Here is a 16,859-nt window from a genome sequence, read left to right on the forward strand (position 1 = left end):
ATGCCGGCATGAGTCAGGCGACCATCGGAGACAGCGAGTTCGACCGCGACACCGCGGTCACCGCACGCGAGCCCGGCGTCTACGACGCCGAACTGTCCGCGGGCTGGACCATCATCCAGGCCGTCAACGGCGGCTATCTGCTCGCCGTACTGGGCCGGGCCCTGGCGGACACCCTGCCGCACCCCGACCCGATCAGCGTCTCGGCGTACTACCTGACGGCGTCGGTGCCCGGACCCGCGGTGGTGCGGACCGAGACGGTGCGCACCGGCTCGACCCTCTCCACCGGCCAGGCGTCCCTGTACCAGTACGCCGAGGACGGCACCGAGGTGGAGCGCATCCGGGTACTGGCCACCTACGGCGACCTCGACGGGCTCCCCGACGACGTCCGCACCTCGGCCAAGCCGCCGGCCATCCCGCCGCCGGAGCACTGCCTGGGCACCGCCGACGGACCGGCCCCCCTCCCCGGCAGCTCCGCGATCATCGAGCGGCTGGACATCCGCCTCGACCCGGCCACGGTCGGCTGGGCGGTCGGCGCGCCCTCCGGCAAGGGCGAGATGCGCGGCTGGTTCGGCCTGGCGGACGGCCGCGACCCCGACCCGCTCTCGCTGCTGCTCACCGTGGACGCGCTCCCGCCGACCTCCTTCGAACTGGGCCTGATGGGCTGGACCCCGACGGTCGAACTCACCACCCACATCCGCTGCCGGCCCGCCCCCGGGCCGCTCCGGGTCGCCATCACCACCCGCAACCTCGCCGGCGGCCTGCTGGAGGAGGACGCCGAGGTCTGGGACAGCGCCGACCGGCTGGTCGCCCAGTCCCGCCAGCTGGCGAAGGCCCCGCGCGGCTGACGGCCCGCCACCGGTCCGCCGCGCCCGGCGCGGCGGACACCGCTCCCGTACGCCCCGCCCGCCGGTCCGGCCGTACGCCCGCCGCACCCCGGGGGGACGGCCCGCACCCGGTGCCCGCGGTCCCGGCCCTCGGAGCCCCGGGCGTCGGGAGCCTCAGCCGTCCGGGAGCCTCAGCCGTCCCGAGTACCCCGGGGCGACGGTGACCTGCCGGTCGGCCAGCACCACCCGGATCGGCTCCGGATCGGAGGCCGGGACGGTGATGCCGACCTCCCCCGACCGCATGTGCACCCCCACCCCCCAGTCGGCGCGGTACCGCAGCGAGAAGCCGTACTCCGACAGCTCCGGCAGCGGCACCGGGTCCAGCCACAGCGCGTCCTGACGGGTCTCCAGCCCGGTCAGGCCGCGCTGCACCAGGTCCAGGGTGCCCGCCATCGCGCCCAGGTGGATGCCCTCGGCCGTGGTGCCGCCCTGGACGTCGGCCACATCACCGGCCAGCGCCTCCTGGCAGTACCGCCACGCGTCGGCGCGCCGCACCCGGGCCAGCACCCAGCCGTGCACCAGCCCGCTCAGCGTCGAGCCGTGGCTGGTGCGGCGCAGGTAGTACTCCACCGTGGCCTGCCAGACCTCGTCGTCCAGCCGGTACCCCAGCCGCCGGAACAGCCCGGCCAGTTCGGCGGGCGAGAACAGATAGCCGAGCATCAGGGCGTCCGCCTGCTTCGACGCCTGGTAGCGGTTGGCCGTGTCCCCCTCCGCCTCCAGGATCCGGTCGAGCCGGCGGATGTCCCCGTACCGGTCCCGGTACGCCCCCCAGTCCAGCTCGGCCAGGTCGCCGTACCCGTCGAACTGGCTGATCACACCGCGGTGGAAGGGCACCCGCAGCCGCCGGGAGACGTCGTCCCACCGGTCCAGCTCGTCCTCCTCCAGCGCGACCCGCTCGAACAGCTCCCGGCGCCGCGGCACGGGAAGCTCCCGGGCCAGCCCCAGGGCCCGCGCCAGCACCCAGGCGGCGGTGACGTTGGTGTAGGCGTTGTCGTCCAGGCCGGGCGCCTCCGAGTCCGGATACGCCTCGTGGTACTCGTCCGGCCCCACCACCCCGCGGATGCGGTACCGCTCCCGGGCCGCGTCCCAGGTGGCCGAGTCCGCCCAGAACCGGGCGATCTGCAGCAGCATCTCGGCGCCCTTGGTGTGAAGGAAGTCGGTGTCGCCGCTGGCCTGGCAGTACTGCCACACGTTGTAGGCGACCGCCGAGCCCACGTGCTGCTGGAGCCGCGAGTGGTCCGGCAGCCAGCGGCCGGAGCGCGGGTTCAGGTGCAGGGTCTGGGTCTCCTCCCGCCCCTCGCTGCCGCTCTGCCACGGGTACCGGGCCCCCGCCCGTCCGCCGTCCGCGGCCGCCCGGCAGGCCTGCGGCAGCCGCCGGTGCCGGTAGCTCAGCAGCGCCCGGGAGACCTCGGGGAAGTGCAGGTTCAAAAACGGCAGCACGAACAGCTCGTCCCAGAAGACGTGGCCCCGGTACGCCTCACCGTGCAGCCCGCGCGCCGGCACCCCCACGTCCAGCTCCGCGGTGTGCGGGGAGAGGGTCTGCAGCACGTGGAACAGGTGCAGCCGCAGGATCCGGCCCGCCTCCCCGGGCACGTCCAGCTCCGCCCGCTGCCACAGGTGCCGCCACGCGGTCCGGTGCGAGGCCAGCAACTGCGCGAAGGCCGGAGCCCGTTCCACCCGGTCCACCGCCGCCCACCGCGGATCGCTGATTGCCGCGTCCCGCGAGGTGTGCAGCGCCACGGTCTTCTCCACCGTCACCGGGGCCCGCGGACCGACCGGCACGGTCAGATGCCAGGCGGCGGTGCGCTCCGCGGGCACCGCGCCGGAGGAGAGCGGCGCGCCGGAGGACTCGGTGGTCCGCGCGGCCAGCGCGACCCGGATGTCGGACCGGGTGGTGCGGCTGGTCAGCCACACCGTGCCCGGGCCCGCGGCGCCGGTGCGCACCCGGTCCAGATGGTGCCCGTCCAGTGCCCGGTACCGGGCCACCCCGTCGTTGGTGACCCGCCCGTCCAGCTCCGAGACCACGTCCAGGTTCCCGGACCAGTTCTCCGCCGAGAAGACGGTGCGCACCGCCGCCAGGTGCGGGTCGCCCATGTGGACCAGCCGGCACTGCTCCACGTGGAGCCGGCGCCCGTCGGCGTCCTCGTACCGGGTGCGCCGGGTCAGGGTGCCGTGGCGCAGGTCGAGTTCCTGGCGGTGGGCGCGCAGCTGCGGGCCGTCCGGGGTGAGCCAGGGGCCGGCCGGCGCGTCGGCGGGGCGCAGCCGGTACCGCAGCGGCAGCCAGTTGGGCAGGTTGACCAGGTCCTCGTTCTCCACCTCGCGGCCCGCCACCACCGAGACCTTGCGGTTGTAGCAGCCCGCGGCGTACGTGCCCGGGTAGTGGACCTCGTCCGCGGCGGTCTCGCAGGCCGCGCCCCGGGTGGCGAAATAGCCGTTGCCCAGGGTGCACAACGACTCGCGCAGCCGCTCGGCGGCCGGCTGGTACCCCTCGTAGGACCATGTCCAGTCCCGCATCGGCTCACCTCCCGGGCTGTGCGGTGCCGCGCGGCCACGCGGTGCGGACCTTTCTCCCAGTGTGGGACGGCCGGCCGGGCGCCGCCGGTCGGCGGCGGTGGCCGGGCCCGGGGCGGGGACCGGGACACCGGGGGCGGGGCCGCCGAGCCCGGCGCGGACCGCGCGCCGGGCTCGTGCGCCGGGCGGTGCGGAGCGGCGGGTGCGGTGACCGGCCGACGGGCGCGGTGCCGGCTCCGACGGGCGGCGCACGGTAGCGGGCCCCCGCCCGGTGGGCGAGCCTGGAGGAGGGTACGGGTACGCAGCGCGGAACGGCAGGTGGTCCTCGGTGACGTCGGACGGGACGGGCGGGACGGGCCCCGCCGGAGCCTCACGGCGGGAGGCCGGCAAAGGCCCGTCACAGGCGGCCGGCGGGAACCCCGGCACCCGGGAACACCGGCGCGGCCGGGACGAGACGCCCGAGGAGCGGGCGGACCGGCGGTGGGGGGACCTGCTCCAGGAGCTGCGGGTGGCGCAGACCGGGGTGCAGATCCTCTTCGGCTTCCTGCTCACCGTCGTCTTCCAGCCCGGCTTCGGCGACCTGTCGGACGCCGACCGCCGTATCTACGTGATCACCGTGATGCTGGGGGCGGCGACCACCGGCGTGCTCATCGGCCCGGTCTCCTTCCACCGGCTGCTCACCGGGAAGCGGCTGAAGCCGCAGACCGTGGTCTGGGCCTCCCGGCTGACCCTGCTCGGGCTGGCACTGCTGCTGTGCACCATGGCCTCCGCGCTGCTGCTCGTGCTGCGGGTCGTGGTCCGGGACGCGGTGGCGGTGTGGCTGGTGGCCGCGATGGTGCTGTGGTTCGTGATGTGCTGGTTCGTCCTGCCCGTCTGGGCCCGCCACAACGTGCTCACCGGCCGCGCCGACCGCTGAGGACGTACCGCCGACCGCCGGTGACGTGGCACGGGTCCCACCGCCGTTGACGTGGCGCCGGGCCGGCCGCCGGTGGCCTGCTGCCGAGGGGGATGGACCCGGGCGGCCGCGTGCCGACAGCGGCCGTGGCGGTACGCGGGCGGTCGCGTACCCCGCGTGGCGGCACGGCACGGACGGGCCGGCGGCGGGTCCGCGCGACGGGCTCCGGCCACCGGCTGTCACCTCAACCTATGCCGGCTCCGCGGCGCCCGCCGCCAGCCCCGGGGCTCTGCTGGTTCTCGGCCGGTCGCTTCACCTTCCCCGGCTACCGGTGCGCCACGACGCGTCGAACGGCGCCGGAACGTGCCGTCCGGGGCGTGCCACCCCCACGGGCGACCCGGACCCGGCTCCTCGGCGGCACGGCGCGACGCTGCGCGGATCAGTCCCGCCCACCCCGCCGGTGAGCTGCGGGAACATGCTCCGGGGAACGGCCGCCCCGGCGCCGCGGCCCGGTCCGCCACCGCCCGCGGCGCGGACCCCGGCACGCCGCACGGGCACACCTGCCCCAGCTCCGACGGGCGGACGAACCGGGTTCCGGCGATCCCGTCCTCCGTACCGGGCTGAATGGACACCCGCCGGCGCACCGGCCCGGCGCATCGACCCGAAGGGAAAACCGGTGTCCACACTTCCGCTGCTCGTCCTGCTGCTCACGGCCGTCGTCACCCTGCAGCTCCTCGGCACCCTGGCCTACCTGACCCACCGGCACCCACGACTGGCCGCCCGGCTCGGTGTCGCCGGAACCTTCGCCGCCGTGCTCGTCGCCCTCCGGGCGCTCATCGTGGCCCGGTGACCCGCACGGCCACGGCCGGGGCACCCGGACACCGTCCCTGCCGGCGGTGGGCCGGGCCGGCCCTCGGTGTCGGTGTTTCCGTCAGCCCCGGCGGGGACGGGCCGGGACCGGACCCGGCGCGTGCCACGGCCCGGGACCCGTGGTCCGGCGTCACTCCGACGACGGGAACCGGCCGCCGGCGGCGTCCGCGGCGGCGTCCTCGCGGAGCACCCGGACGGTGCGCAGCCCGGGGTCGGTGGCGTCGGGCAGCTGCATCCCCGCGGCCACCCCGGAGGTCAGGTAGCGCAGTACCGGTTCGGTGAGCCGCTCACCGGGCAGCGCGGTCGGGATGCCCGGGGGGTAGGGCGTCAGCATCTCGGCGCTGACCCGGCCGGCCGCCTCCGTCACCGGAACGTCCTCCACCGGCCCGAAGTACGCGTCCCGGGGCAGGCGGCTCTGCTCCATCCGCAGCTCGGCGGGGGAGGGGACGGCCACCGAGGAGGCGCCGGGCAGCTCCCCGGCGTGGCCGGCGAAGTCCTCCAGCGCGCTGACCAGCGCGCCCGCGGTGGAGGTGTCGTCGGCGTGGGTGAGCTGGGCGTTGATGCGGCGGTGGTCCGCCAGGTGCACGGCGATGTGCCGGTGCTCCCGCAGCCAGTCGGCCGCCACGTAGCCGGTGGTGTCCAGGTCGGCGACGTCCACCACGACCGGCAGCGGGTCGAAGTCGTGTGCCAGGCCGTCACCGACCAGGTCCGCGCGGTCGTTGACGTGCAGTCCGGGGATGCCCTCGACGGCCGTCCGCACCTTCGCGGCCAGCTCCAGCGCGTTGCCGAGCAGTTCGTGGCCGTGCAGCACCATCTGGCGGCGCCACCCGTCGAGCGCCGCGTACACCGGCACCGAGGGGCTGGTGGTGCCCAGCAGGTCCGCCCGCGACCGCAGCACCGCCGGATCGACCAGGTCGCCCTGGAGGTGGAAGACCGAACCCTGCTCCAGCCCGCTGCCCATCTTGTGGATGCTGGTCACACAGATGTCGGCGCCCGCGTCCATCGCCCAGGCGGGCAGCTCGGGGTGGAACGGCAGGTGGGCGCCCCACGCCTCGTCCACGATGAGCGGCCGGGACCTGCGGTGGCACACCTCGGCGATCCCGCGCAGGTCCGCACAGGTCCCGTACGGGGTGGGGCTGACCACCAGCGCGCCCCGCGCGTCCGGGTGCTTCTCGAACGCCGCCTCGAACGCCGCCGGCGAGGGCGGGTGGGCCAGGTGGCGCTCGGCGTCCCACTGCGGGTCCACCCACACCGGGCGCACCCCGGACAGGATCAGTCCGGAGACCACCGACTTGTGGGCGTCCCGGCCGATCAGCAGCTTCTGGTGCGGCCCGGCGACCGCGAGCATCGCCGACTTGACCGACAGGGAGCTGCCGCAGGTGGTGAAGAAGGTGTGGGTGGCGTGCACCGCGTCGGCCATCAGCGCCTCGGCCCGTTCCAGCACCCGGCCCCGGCCGCGGCGGTCGTCCAGCGCGCCGGAGGCCAGCAGATCGTCCCGGAAGACGGCGTCGCCGAGCACCCGGCGCACCTCCGGATCGGCGCCCCTGCCCTGCTTGTGCCCCGGCGGGCAGAAGGAGAGCGCCCCCGACTGACGGTAGCGGGCGAGCGCCTCCAGGACCGGGGCCTGCGTGTGGTCGTGATTCATGCGGTACGGCTTCCCGGCACATCCTGGGACCAATCGCTCCGAAGCGCCGAGCCCTCCACGCGGTGCACACCCGGTGCGGCGATCGGGGCGGCGCGGGTGCGGGTTGCGGCGCGGGCCGCCGGGGGTGTGGGAGCCGGGGTGCGAGGGGCCGTGCTTCCCGCCGGCCGTCCCGGCGCCGGCCCGGGCGGCGGACCCGCGACGCCGGGGTGCGGCCGGCCGTCGCCGGGGAAGGCCCTGTCGTCGCACCGCCGGACACCGGTGCTCGCCGCCGGGGCCGTGCCGTCGGGGCGTCAGCTCCCGTCCGTCGGCGCCGTGCCGCCGTGCCGCCGACCCGCGGCGCCGGGGCCGTGCCGCCGGGCCGTCAGTCCTCGCCGCCGGCCGCCGCCGCGACCTCGTCGGCCAGCCCCCGGTCGAGCGCCACCCGGACCAGCGCGGCCGCGAAGACCTCGGGGGCCCGGTCCCCGGCGAGCCGGCCCAGCTCCTCGGCGTCGCCCGGCAGACCGATGCGCTCCGCGCCCTGGGTGGCCTTGGCGTCGATGTAGGGGGCCACTTCCGGCCAGACGCCCTGGACCTCACGGAGGAAGATGTCGGCCCCGGTCGGGCCCAGCCCCGGCACCTCCTGGAGCAGCCGGCTCAGCTCCCGCGGGTCCTGGCCGGCCCGCTCCCGCAGCCGCCGCGGATCGCCCCGGCAGGTGTCGAGGAGGAATCGCGCACCGTCCCCCAGCTGGGTGGAGGTGCGTTCGTCGTAGCGGCGGTAGTGCCCCCGGCCGAGCGCGTCCACGCGCTGCTGCCAGGTGGCGTCCGCCATCCGGCGGGCGCTGCGCAGCCCGTCGTCGAAGAGGGCCCGGGCGGCGTCCACCGCCGTGGAGGCCCGGATGCGGGCGCTGAGCAGCAGTGCCAGGACCAGCAGCTGGTACAGCGGCTGCGGTGTGTCCTTGAGCCGGATGCCGGCGTCGGCGGCGTACGTCCGGCCGCAGCGGTCCAGCAGGGCGTCGACCGTCCGCCGGTGGCGGGCCGGGCCGGTGGGGCGTGCGTCACGAGCCATGTCCTGTGCACTCCCGGGCGGCGGCGCCCGGTAAACCGCCCGGTCGGTGGATTCGCCCGCCTCCGCGCCGGCCTGCCCCCTTCCCGGGGACGCTCCGGTCCGGGCCCGTTCCCGTTCGCGGGGACGGACAGTCGGCCGGTTTCCTGTGGCCCGGCCCCATGCCGGTGGAGAACGATGGGAGGCCTGACCATCACAGGAGGGGCGGAAGAGTGCTGCGGAGACGGACGTTACTGGGGACGGCGGTCGGTGCCGGAGCGGGCCTGGGGCTGGGCGCCGGAGCCGCGCCGGGCGCGGTCGGCCGGACCCGGCAGGACGAGGCGGGCGGCGCCGGACGGGACCGGATCCGGGTCACCATCCTGCTGTACGAGGGCTGTACGGCGCTCGACGCGGTGGGGCCCTACGAGGTGCTGTGCCGGGTGCCGGGCGTACGGGTGACGATGGTGGCCAAGGAGGCCGGGCCGGTCACCTCCGACACCGGTGAACTCCGCCTGGTGGCCGAGCGGTCGATCCGCGACGTCCACCGTACCGAGGTGCTGGTGGTGCCCGGCGCCGGCAACCCCGGCACCCTGGCCATGATGCGCGACACCGAGGTGCACGACTGGCTCCGCCGGATGCACCGCCGCACCACCTGGACCACCTCGGTGTGCACCGGCTCGCTCATCCTCGGCGCCGCGGGCCTGCTCAAGGGGGTGCCGGCGACCACCTACTGGGCGGCGCGCCCGGTGCTGAAGGACGTGGGCGCCATCGACACCCCCGGCCGCTTCGTGGAGTCCGGGAAGATCATCACCGCCGGCGGCGTCTCGGCCGGCATGGACATGGGGCTGCGGCTGGTGCAGCTGCTGTCCGACACCCGGACCGCCCAGGCCATGCAGCTGGGGATCGAGTACGACCCGCAGCCCCCGTTCGACACCGGCAGTCCGGAGAAGGCCGGCCCGGAACTCCAGGAACTGGCCCTGCGGCTGGTGGAGGAGGCGGCCGGCTGATCCGGCGGCGGGGTCCGGGAGAGGCGGCCGGCCCCGGCGGCGCGGTCACCCCAGGCGGCGCCGGCCGGGCCCAGGCGTGCCGGCCGGCGCCCGGTGGCGTGGGTGCGCCGGGGCGGGGCCGGCCCCTGGTGCGGCCCGGGTCCGGCGGCGCGGCCCGGGTCCGGCGGCGCGGCCCGGGTCCGGCGGTGCCGCCGGGGCCGGGTGAGCGGGCCCCCGGGGGCCGGTCCACGAGGCGCGGGCGTGGACGTCACCGGCCCATGGTGAGCCCGTCCCGGTCCGCGCCCCGGGCCAGGACGGTCTTCCGCACGGCCGCGAGCGCCTCGGTGTAGCGGGGGTCGCCGGGCTTCCGTTCCAGCGCCCGGGGGAGGTTGACCACCCGGATCGGGTCGTTGTCCACCAGGTGCGGGATGAACTCCGCCTTGGACACCGTCCACGCGGCGCCGGGCCGGGCCGGCGGGGTGAAGGTGAAGCGGGCCGCCGAGCTGAGCTGGCCGCGCGGGTCGGGCATCACCCCGGCCAGCTGGTCCCCCATGCCGTAGACCACCCACACGCCGTTGACCTTCTCGTAAGGCTGCGGGACGTGGGCATGTGTACCGATCAGGACGTCGATGTCACGCCGGCCACCGGTGGACGAGGCGGTGAGCGCCCGGGCGACGCGGCGCTGGAACGCGTCCGGCGCCTCCTGCCACTCGGTGCCCCAGTGCAGGCTGACCACGACCACGTCGGCGCCCGCGCGGCGGGCGGCCCGGGCGTCCCGGACGATCCGCTCCGGATCGATCCGGTTCACCAGCCAGGGCTTGCCGTCCGGCACCGGTATGCCGTTGGTGCCGTAGGTGTAGGCGAGCTGGACGACCTCGGCGCCGCCGGCGGTGAGCACGGTCCGGGCGCGGGCCTCCCGCGCCGAGCGGGCGGAGCCGGCGTGCCGCAGCCCGGCCCGGTCCATCGCGTCGAGGGTGCGGGTGACCCCCTCGGCCCCGGCGTCCAGGGTGTGGTTGGAGGCGGTGGAGCAGGAGTCGTACCCCAGGTCCCGCGCCGCCCGGGCTATCTGCGGGGGACTCTGGAAGGAGGGATAGCCGGTGTACGGGCCGCCGTCGCCCCCGTAGACCGTCTCCATGTGGCATATCGCCACGTCGGCGGAGGAGACCAGCTCCTCGTCCGCCGCCAGCATGGGCCGGAAGTCGTAGCCGTCGCCGCCCGCGTCGGCCCGGGCCTGGCGTATGACCGAGGCGTGGATCAGCAGGTCGCCGGTGGCCAGCAGGGTGAAGCCGCGACGGGCGGGCGCGGCCGGGGTCGCGGACGGCTTGTCCCGGTCCGGGGTGCCTCGGGACGTACCGTCGCCGCAGCCGGAGGCCAGGGCGAGCAGCGCGGCCGCGGTCAGCGCCGCCCGGCGGGGTATGAGAAAGGCCATGGTTTCTCGCCACATTCATAGGGGAAAAGGGTGGATAGTCGTATTTATGTGCGCGAGAGTCCACGCCCTCGCGGAGCCCGCCGCAGCTTCACCGGAACGGCGCAGGCGGGAGTCACCCGGAGGCCGTGCCGCCGGGCGGCGCGGCCGGGTCCGTGACACGGGCCGGTTCGGGGCGGAGCCGAGGAGGAGTCAGATGGGTCCCAGCCGCCACTTCCACGCCGACCACCGCGGCCACTCGGTAACGGTGGCGGTGCGCGGCGGACGGGTCGCGCTCATCGAGGTGCAGGTGGACGGCGAGGAAGTGTGCACCGAACGGGTGCGGGCCCGGGGGACCGCGGTCCTGGAGGCCGAGCTGCCCGGCGAGCCGGCCCGTCCCTTCCGCGTCTTCGTGCACCGGCCGCGGCTGGGGTCCGGGGTGCTCCGGTGCGCCCTGGAGGCCGGTTCCACCGAGATCCCGATGGCGGAGCGCGCGGCGGTCTGAGGCGCCGTTGCCCGCCCGTGCGCCGCGGTGCGCGTGTTCCTCTCGGTGCTGACCTGGGCGTGTGGACCGGCTCCGGTCCCGCGCGGCCGTCCGGCCGCACCGCCCCGCCGCCGCATCCTCATCGGCCGATGTCCGGCCGTCACGCCTCGCCCCCCCGGCCGCGACCGCCGCCGGCCGGCGCCCCGCTGCGGCTCCCGCTCGCGGGGCCGTGTCGTGCTACCTCCGCCGCCCCGGGCGGAATGGGCTCCGGGATCCGCCGCCCCTCGGCCCGCGTCCCGGTCCCGCCTTTGTCCGGCTCCCCCGCCCCGCCGCATCCGGGCGTCCCCGGCCCCCGCCCGCCGCATCCGGGCCACCGCCCGTCCCTGACCCGGAGGGTGGGAAGGCGTCGCCCCGACTGGTCGGAGTAGGGCGGATTCCCACCGTACTGGCGGCAAATGTCCGATGTGAAATTCGGACGTGAGTACATGCCGGTGATATATGCGCGAAGCCCGCGACGGGCCGGGGAGCTGGCTATGCTCCCTGTTGCGCAGCGCGTCGCGGCGACTACGGGCAGTTGCCCCGCCGGTGGCGCGCGGCGACCGTGCGCGGACGTGGGCGACCCGGGGCCCGGCGCCCGGAGCGCGGACCACACCGCCGTGCCGGCACCACGGCGATGCGCGGGCCACGGCCCGCCGGCGGCGGCCGAGGTCTCCGCCGTGACCCCCGCCGCCCGGCCCGCCCGCGCGGGCCGCCCGTACCTTTCCCCGTGCGCAGTGAGGTCTGTCGATGGTTCATGTCGGTACGCCCCCCGAAGATCGCGGGCCTCTGGCCCTACCCTGGCTGCTGCCGCCCGCCCTGGTGGCGGTCTGCGTCGCCGTGGTCGCGGCGCTGAGCCCGGCCGGCGCCCGGGCCCCGGTCGCCGGCTGCGGGGCCGCCGCCACGGTGGCCGTGGCCGCGGCCACCGGGGAGGTGATACGCCGTGGTCGCGCGATCGGACGGCTGCGCGCCGAGCGGGCCGGACGCGAGGAGGCCGCCGCCCGCCGGCAGGCCCGCCAGCACGCCCAATGGGTGCACCTGGCGCGGGAGTTGCTGCCGGTGGTGCTGGAGCGGCTGCAGCGCGGCGAGCCCGGCGACACGGTGCTGCGGAGTCTGGAGGAGCGCGACGGGCGCGACCCGGAGTTCGAGGCCTCTTACCACGAGGTGCTCCGGGAGGTCATCCGCACCGTGGAATCCGAGGAAGCGCTCCGGGACTCCGCCCAGCGCGCCTTCGTCAACATCGCCCGGCGGGTGCAGGCCCTCGTCCACCAGCAGGCCATGGACCTGCGGGACATGGAGGACAAGCACGGCGCCAACCGCGACGTCTTCAACGACCTGCTCCACATCGACCACGGCAACGCGCTGATCGGACGGCTCGCCGACAGCATCGCCGTCCTCGGCGGGGCACGCCCCGGCAGGCAGTGGCAGAACGAGGTGCCGCTGTACAACGTGCTGCGCGGCGCGATGTCCCGGATCATCGACTACCGCCGGGTGGACCTGCACTCGGTGGCCGACGTCGCCATCGTGGGCCCCGCCGTGGAGCCGGTCATCCACGCCGTCGCGGAACTGCTGGACAACGCCACCCGCTACTCGCCGCCGCAGACCCGGGTCCACCTCACCGCCACCGAGGTGCAGACCGGGGTGGCGATCGAGATCGAGGACGCCGGGGTCGGCCTCACCGACGAGGCCGCCCGGCGCACCGACCGGCTGCTCGCCCGGGGCCTGGGCGGGCTGGACCTGGACGACCTCGGCGAGGCGCCGCGGCTGGGCCTGGCGGTGGTCGGACGGCTCGCCGCCGCCTACGACTTCCAGGTCTCGCTGCGCCGCTCCGCGTACGGCGGGGTGCGCGCCGTCCTGGTCGTCGCCCAGGACCTGACCGCGCCCACCCCGGCGCCCGGCGGCATGATCGCCCGGGCCGCCACCCTGCCCCCGCCGAAGCTCAAGGTGCGGCCCGGCGCGGTCGCGCCGCCGGCCGCCCCGGCCGAGGCCACCGCACCCGCCGTACCGGGCGGCACCGGCGGACTCCCGCAGCGCCGCCGCCGGTTCCCCGCCTCGGTGCCGCCCGGCCGCCGGCGCCCGGCACCCGCCCCGGTCACCCCGCCGCCGCCGTCCCCGTCGGCCGGGTCCGCCCCGGAGGACGAACCGCCGCCGGGGATGTGGCTGTCCGCCTTCCTCCCCAGCACCTCCGGCGAGCAGCAGGTCAACGGTTCCTCCCGCCCCCAGACCCCGGACGCCTGACACAAGGATGGGTACGTACGTGACACACCAGCGGTACAACATGGACTGGATGCTCAAGGACCTGGCCACGAGCGTCCCGGAGACCCGGCATGTGGTGGTGCTGTCCTCGGACGGCTTGTGCATCGCCCGGTACGGCGACGACCCGGACGCCGCCGACCGGCTCGCCGCCGCCTGCGCCGGCCTGCAGAGCCTGTCGGTCGCCGTGGCCTCCGAACTCCCGCACGGCGACGGCCGGATGCGGCTGGTCGTGATCGAGATGGACGGCGGGTTCTTCTACCTGATGGCCGCCGGCACCGGCGCCTACCTCGCGGTGCTCGCCGACGCCGGGGTGGACGCCGGCCTGATGGGCCAGCGGATGCGGGATCTCATCGCCCGGATAGGAGGACACCTCACCAGCCCGCCGCGCACCACCGAGCCCGTCACATGAGCGACACACCACGGCGCGGTCGGCGGTCCCCCTGGGAGGAGGGCGGTCCCGAGCGGCTCTACGTGGTCGGGGAGGGGAACGGCCCCGACGGTGCCGCCGACCGCGCCGGACTCGACCTCGTCACCCTGATCGTGGGCCGGAGCATGCCCGCCGCGGACAGCCGCCCCGAGCACGCCGCGATCGTCCAGATGTGTGACTACCCGCTGTCCGTCGCGGAGATCTCCGCCTACCTCCGGCTGCCCGTCAGCACGGTCACCGTGATCCTCGCCGAACTCCTGGACCGGGGCCACATCGAGGCCCGCGCCCCGCTCCCGGCCGCCCACCTGCCCGACATCGACATCCTGGAGGCGGTGATGCATGGACTCCAGAACCTGTGACCCCGCGACCCCCGCACCCTTCCCCGGCCCGCGCCGCGAGGACACCCTGCCGGCGTCGGCGACCGCCGCCGTCAAGATCGTCATAGTCGGCGGGTTCGGTGTCGGCAAGACCACCCTGGTCGGTTCGGTGAGCGAGATCCGCCCGCTCACCACCGAGGAGACGATGACCCGGGCGGCGATCGGCATCGACGACATCGCCGGGGTGGAGCGGAAGACCACCACCACCGTCGCCATGGACTTCGGCCGGATCAGCATCGACGAACGGCTCATCCTCTACCTGTTCGGCACGCCAGGGCAGGAACGGTTCTGGTTCCTGTGGAACGGCCTCTTCGACGGCGCGCTGGGCGCGGTCGTGCTGGTGGACACCCGGCGGCTGGAGGTCAGCTTCGACGTCATCGGCCACCTGGAGGACCGCGGCGTGCCGTTCGTCGTCGCCGTCAACGCCTTCCCCGACTCGCCGGTCCACCCGGTGCACGAACTCAGGGCGGCACTGGACCTGACCGAGGACGTCCCCGTCTTCGACTGCGACGCCCGGGACCGCGCCTCCTGCCGCGACGCCCTGATGACGCTCATGCGCCATCTCCACTCCCTCGCCACCATGACCCCGGAGCACCCGTGACGACCCAGCAGTTCGACCCCGCCCGCCCGGACTCCGCGCCGGCCCCGCCCTGCCGGGTGCCCCTGCCCGCCCGGGGGCCCACCGGACCCGACGGCACGGTACGGATCTACGGGCCCGCCTACGAGTCCGACCCGACGGGCGTCTTCGAGCAACTGCGCGCCGACCACGGCGCGGTGGCACCCGTCCTGGTCACCGGCGACCTGCCCGGCTGGCTCGTCCTGGGCTACCGGGAGTGCCTGGAGGTGCTGCGCACCCCCACCCGCTTCTCGCACGACTCCCGCCACTGGAACCAGCTGCGGGAGGGCAAGGTCCCGGCGGACTCGCCGCTGCTGCCGGTGCTCGGCTGGCAGCCGGACCGGATGACCGCGGACGGCGCCGAGCACCGGCGGCTGCGCGACGCGGTCACCGAGAGCATGGACCGCTTCGACCGGCGCGGGGTGCGCCGCCACGTCACCCGGTTCTCCCACCGCCTGATCGACGACTTCTGCGCCGCCGGCCACGCCGAGCTGCTCGGCCAGTTCTCCCAGCACCTGCCGATGATGGTGCTCACCCAGCTGCTGGGCATGCCGGAGGCGTACGGGCCGCGCCTGGTCCACGCCGCCACCGAGCTGGTGAAGGCGTCCGACCAGACCATCGCCGCCAACATCTACATCAAGGACCAGCTCAGGCGGCTGCTGGAGCGCAAGCACAGCGCTCCCGGCGACGACCTGGCGTCCTGGCTCATCGAACACCCGGCCGGGCTGCGGGACGAGGAGATCCTCAACCTGCTGTGGCTGGTGCTCGTGGCGGCGAACGAGAACACCACCAGCCTGCTCGCCGGCGCGCTGCGCATGGTCCTCACCGACCCGCGCTTCCGGGCCACCCTGGCCGGCGGTCAGATGACCCTGTCGGACGGGGTGGAGCAGGTGCTGTGGGACGACCCGCCGACCATCGTCATCCCGGCCCGCTGGGCCACCTCGGACACCGAGGTGGCCGGCCGCGCCATCAGGACCGGTGACATGCTGCTGCTGGGCGTGGCCGCGGGGAACATCGACCCGGCGATCCGGCCCGACATCAACGCGCCGATGTACGGCAACCGCGCCCACCTGTCGTTCAGCGGCGGGCCCCACGAATGCCCCGGCCGGGAGGTGGCGCGGGCCATCGCGGACACCGCCATCGACACCCTGCTGCTGCGGCTGCCCGACCTCCGGCTCGCGGTGGACGAGAGCGAACTGCGGTGGCGCGCCACGACCTGGACCCGCCACCTGGCCGCGCTGCCGGTGCGCTTCACCCCGGGCCCGCCGGTCGGCGAGGAGCAGCCGGAGCCGGTCGTGCCCGAGCGGCGCCCGCTGCCGGACCCGGCGCCCGAGCCGCCGGCGGAGCCGGCCGCCCCCGGCGGCGCGACCGCGGAGCACTCCTGGTGGCGGGGGCTGCTGGGCTGGTTCCGGGGCGACTGAGCGGCGGAAACCGGCCCGGCCGGAACGGCCCGGCCGCGGTGCGGCCCCGCCGGGTGTCCTCCGTCGCGGTCCGCGGTGCGCCCCGCCGGATGGCCGCCCGTTCGTGGCCCGGCCCCGGCCCGGTGCGGACGTACGCGGCGACGCCCGGGCCGGGGCCCCGGCGGGCCGGTCCGGGCCGGACGGGTGGCCCCGGTCCGGACACACGACAGCCGGGGCGCGCGGGCGACAGGGGGGATTCGGCGTGCCCGCGCGCCCCGGCCGGTCCGGTGCGCGTTGTGCGCGTGGTGGCCGTCCGCGGCGGGGCCGCGGACGGCGGGCTACTGGAGCAGACCCGGGGCGGCGACGCTGGCCAGGGTCATGTCGGGCACCAGCTGGGAGACCGGGAGACCGCCCAGCAGGTCCCCGTTCGGCCGGTCCTGCTCGCCACCGGTCAGGTCCGGCAGCGGCTGGGCGGCCGGCGCGCCGGGCACGGCTCCCCGCACCACATCGGTGACCGGGCCGACCACCCCGTCACCGTCGATCTGGGTGCCGGCGCCGAGCGCGGACGCCGAACCCGCTCCGGTGACGATCGCGGCGGCGCCGAGGGTGAGGGTGCCGAGCGCCTTGAGGGTTCCCTGCTTCATATGAATTCTGTCCTTGATGACGGGGAGAGGAGCGGCCTCGCAAGCTAGCCGCGCCGCCCATCCACCGCAAACTCACCCCATACCCGGACATGTGGTCATCCAGCCGCCCGGAGCCGGCCCGCCCAATCCCGCGGCCGGTCCGTCTCCGCAGCTCAGCGCCGGTACGTCGGGAGGCCCGCCGGTGCACGGCCGGCCGTGCACCGGCGCCGGTCCCCGCCCGGCGGGGTCACCCTCCCGGGGACCTGGTTCACCGGCCCGGCCGATTCCGCGTCTCATCCCACGAATACCGGATCCGGCGCCGCGCACGGGTGGCTGCCCGATCCCGCGGCCCCGCCCGCCGGCGTCCCGGACCCCGGTCGCCCGCGGCCGCGACGCCGGTTCCCGCGCCGGCGCCGCCCGCAC

The 16,859-nt window shown here is 76.0% G+C and carries 15 protein-coding genes; 10 read left to right on the forward strand and 5 right to left on the reverse strand.

Going from position 1 to position 16,859, the window contains the following annotated elements; genetic code table 11:
• Positions 1 to 8 precede the first annotated feature (8 nt).
• The gene (locus IHE55_RS27215) at positions 9 to 845 is read left to right on the forward strand and encodes a thioesterase family protein (RefSeq protein ID WP_197991450.1); all 837 of its coding nucleotides are present in this window, start codon (positions 9 to 11) and stop codon (positions 843 to 845) included.
• A 153-nt stretch (positions 846 to 998) separates the two neighbouring features.
• Here IHE55_RS27215 and IHE55_RS27220 read toward each other — a convergent pair whose 3' ends face one another.
• Positions 999 to 3,398, reverse strand: a complete 2,400-nt coding sequence (locus IHE55_RS27220) for a glycoside hydrolase family 65 protein (RefSeq protein WP_197991451.1) — start codon at positions 3,396 to 3,398, stop codon at positions 999 to 1,001.
• 325 nt (positions 3,399 to 3,723) lie between these two features.
• Here IHE55_RS27220 and IHE55_RS27225 point away from each other — a divergent pair, with 325 nt between their 5' ends.
• Together IHE55_RS27225 and IHE55_RS27230 are read left to right on the forward strand one after the other, a co-directional pair.
• Positions 3,724 to 4,311 (forward strand): DUF6328 family protein, encoded by a 588-nt coding sequence (locus IHE55_RS27225; protein WP_307826832.1) that lies wholly within the window; start codon positions 3,724 to 3,726, stop codon positions 4,309 to 4,311.
• Between the two features lie 655 nt (positions 4,312 to 4,966).
• On the forward strand, positions 4,967 to 5,140 hold the full coding sequence (locus tag IHE55_RS27230; protein WP_197991452.1) for a hypothetical protein: 174 nt from the start codon (positions 4,967 to 4,969) through the stop codon (positions 5,138 to 5,140).
• A 150-nt stretch (positions 5,141 to 5,290) separates the two neighbouring features.
• On the opposite strand, the gene IHE55_RS27235 is transcribed toward IHE55_RS27230, so the two are convergent.
• Both IHE55_RS27235 and IHE55_RS27240 read right to left on the reverse strand, forming a co-directional pair.
• On the reverse strand, positions 5,291 to 6,805 hold the full coding sequence (locus IHE55_RS27235; RefSeq protein ID WP_197991453.1) for an aminotransferase class I/II-fold pyridoxal phosphate-dependent enzyme: 1,515 nt from the start codon (positions 6,803 to 6,805) through the stop codon (positions 5,291 to 5,293).
• 361 nt (positions 6,806 to 7,166) lie between these two features.
• Positions 7,167 to 7,850, reverse strand: coding sequence for an endonuclease (locus IHE55_RS27240; RefSeq protein ID WP_197991454.1), 684 nt, complete (start codon positions 7,848 to 7,850; stop codon positions 7,167 to 7,169).
• A gap of 209 nt (positions 7,851 to 8,059) precedes the next feature.
• Between IHE55_RS27240 and IHE55_RS27245 the strand changes: the two genes are divergently transcribed.
• A complete protein-coding gene (locus IHE55_RS27245; RefSeq protein ID WP_307826833.1) occupies positions 8,060 to 8,833 on the forward strand; it encodes a DJ-1/PfpI family protein in 774 nt (257 codons plus the stop codon).
• 247 nt (positions 8,834 to 9,080) lie between these two features.
• Here IHE55_RS27245 and IHE55_RS27250 read toward each other — a convergent pair whose 3' ends face one another.
• The gene (locus IHE55_RS27250) at positions 9,081 to 10,241 is read right to left on the reverse strand and encodes a CapA family protein (RefSeq protein WP_197991456.1); all 1,161 of its coding nucleotides are present in this window, start codon (positions 10,239 to 10,241) and stop codon (positions 9,081 to 9,083) included.
• 193 nt (positions 10,242 to 10,434) lie between these two features.
• Here IHE55_RS27250 and IHE55_RS27255 point away from each other — a divergent pair, with 193 nt between their 5' ends.
• From IHE55_RS27255 to IHE55_RS27280, 6 genes are all read left to right on the forward strand, one after another.
• On the forward strand, positions 10,435 to 10,722 hold the full coding sequence (locus tag IHE55_RS27255) for a hypothetical protein (RefSeq protein WP_197991457.1): 288 nt from the start codon (positions 10,435 to 10,437) through the stop codon (positions 10,720 to 10,722).
• Positions 10,723 to 11,487: 765 nt separating this feature from the next.
• Complete coding sequence (locus IHE55_RS27260) at positions 11,488 to 12,975, forward strand: ATP-binding protein (protein WP_232265714.1); 1,488 nt, start codon at positions 11,488 to 11,490, stop codon at positions 12,973 to 12,975.
• A 7-nt stretch (positions 12,976 to 12,982) separates the two neighbouring features.
• A complete protein-coding gene (locus IHE55_RS27265; RefSeq protein WP_372442735.1) occupies positions 12,983 to 13,402 on the forward strand; it encodes a roadblock/LC7 domain-containing protein in 420 nt (139 codons plus the stop codon).
• Complete coding sequence (locus IHE55_RS27270) at positions 13,399 to 13,779, forward strand: DUF742 domain-containing protein (RefSeq protein ID WP_197991458.1); 381 nt, start codon at positions 13,399 to 13,401, stop codon at positions 13,777 to 13,779. The genes IHE55_RS27265 and IHE55_RS27270 overlap by 4 nt, the downstream gene beginning before the upstream one ends.
• A complete protein-coding gene (locus IHE55_RS27275; protein ID WP_197991459.1) occupies positions 13,760 to 14,398 on the forward strand; it encodes a GTP-binding protein in 639 nt (212 codons plus the stop codon). The genes IHE55_RS27270 and IHE55_RS27275 overlap by 20 nt, the downstream gene beginning before the upstream one ends.
• Positions 14,395 to 15,834, forward strand: a complete 1,440-nt coding sequence (locus IHE55_RS27280) for a cytochrome P450 (protein ID WP_197991460.1) — start codon at positions 14,395 to 14,397, stop codon at positions 15,832 to 15,834. The genes IHE55_RS27275 and IHE55_RS27280 overlap by 4 nt, the downstream gene beginning before the upstream one ends.
• Positions 15,835 to 16,151: 317 nt before the next feature.
• Here IHE55_RS27280 and IHE55_RS27285 read toward each other — a convergent pair whose 3' ends face one another.
• Positions 16,152 to 16,457 carry a hypothetical protein gene (locus IHE55_RS27285; protein ID WP_197991461.1) on the reverse strand — a complete coding sequence of 102 codons (306 nt, stop codon included), beginning with the start codon at positions 16,455 to 16,457 and terminating at the stop codon, positions 16,152 to 16,154.
• Between the last annotated feature and the right edge of the window lie 402 nt (positions 16,458 to 16,859).

This window comes from Streptomyces pactum, assembly GCF_016031615.1.
In the GTDB taxonomy this organism is placed as follows: Bacteria; Actinomycetota; Actinomycetes; order Streptomycetales; family Streptomycetaceae; genus Streptomyces; species Streptomyces pactus.

Excerpts from the sequence above, each read along its gene's own strand:
- IHE55_RS27215 (WP_197991450.1), top strand. The coding sequence starts at position 9 with ATGAGTCAGGCGACCATCGGAGACAGCGAGTTCGACCGCGACACCGCG.
- IHE55_RS27220 (WP_197991451.1), bottom strand. The coding sequence starts at position 3,398 with ATGCGGGACTGGACATGGTCCTACGAGGGGTACCAGCCGGCCGCCGAG.
- IHE55_RS27235 (WP_197991453.1), bottom strand. The coding sequence starts at position 6,805 with ATGAATCACGACCACACGCAGGCCCCGGTCCTGGAGGCGCTCGCCCGC.
- IHE55_RS27240 (WP_197991454.1), bottom strand. The coding sequence starts at position 7,850 with ATGGCTCGTGACGCACGCCCCACCGGCCCGGCCCGCCACCGGCGGACG.
- IHE55_RS27250 (WP_197991456.1), bottom strand. The coding sequence starts at position 10,241 with ATGGCCTTTCTCATACCCCGCCGGGCGGCGCTGACCGCGGCCGCGCTG.
- IHE55_RS27255 (WP_197991457.1), top strand. The coding sequence starts at position 10,435 with ATGGGTCCCAGCCGCCACTTCCACGCCGACCACCGCGGCCACTCGGTA.
- IHE55_RS27260 (WP_232265714.1), top strand. The coding sequence starts at position 11,488 with ATGGTTCATGTCGGTACGCCCCCCGAAGATCGCGGGCCTCTGGCCCTA.
- IHE55_RS27265 (WP_372442735.1), top strand. The coding sequence starts at position 12,983 with ATGGGTACGTACGTGACACACCAGCGGTACAACATGGACTGGATGCTC.
- IHE55_RS27270 (WP_197991458.1), top strand. The coding sequence starts at position 13,399 with ATGAGCGACACACCACGGCGCGGTCGGCGGTCCCCCTGGGAGGAGGGC.
- IHE55_RS27275 (WP_197991459.1), top strand. The coding sequence starts at position 13,760 with ATGGACTCCAGAACCTGTGACCCCGCGACCCCCGCACCCTTCCCCGGC.
- IHE55_RS27285 (WP_197991461.1), bottom strand. The coding sequence starts at position 16,457 with ATGAAGCAGGGAACCCTCAAGGCGCTCGGCACCCTCACCCTCGGCGCC.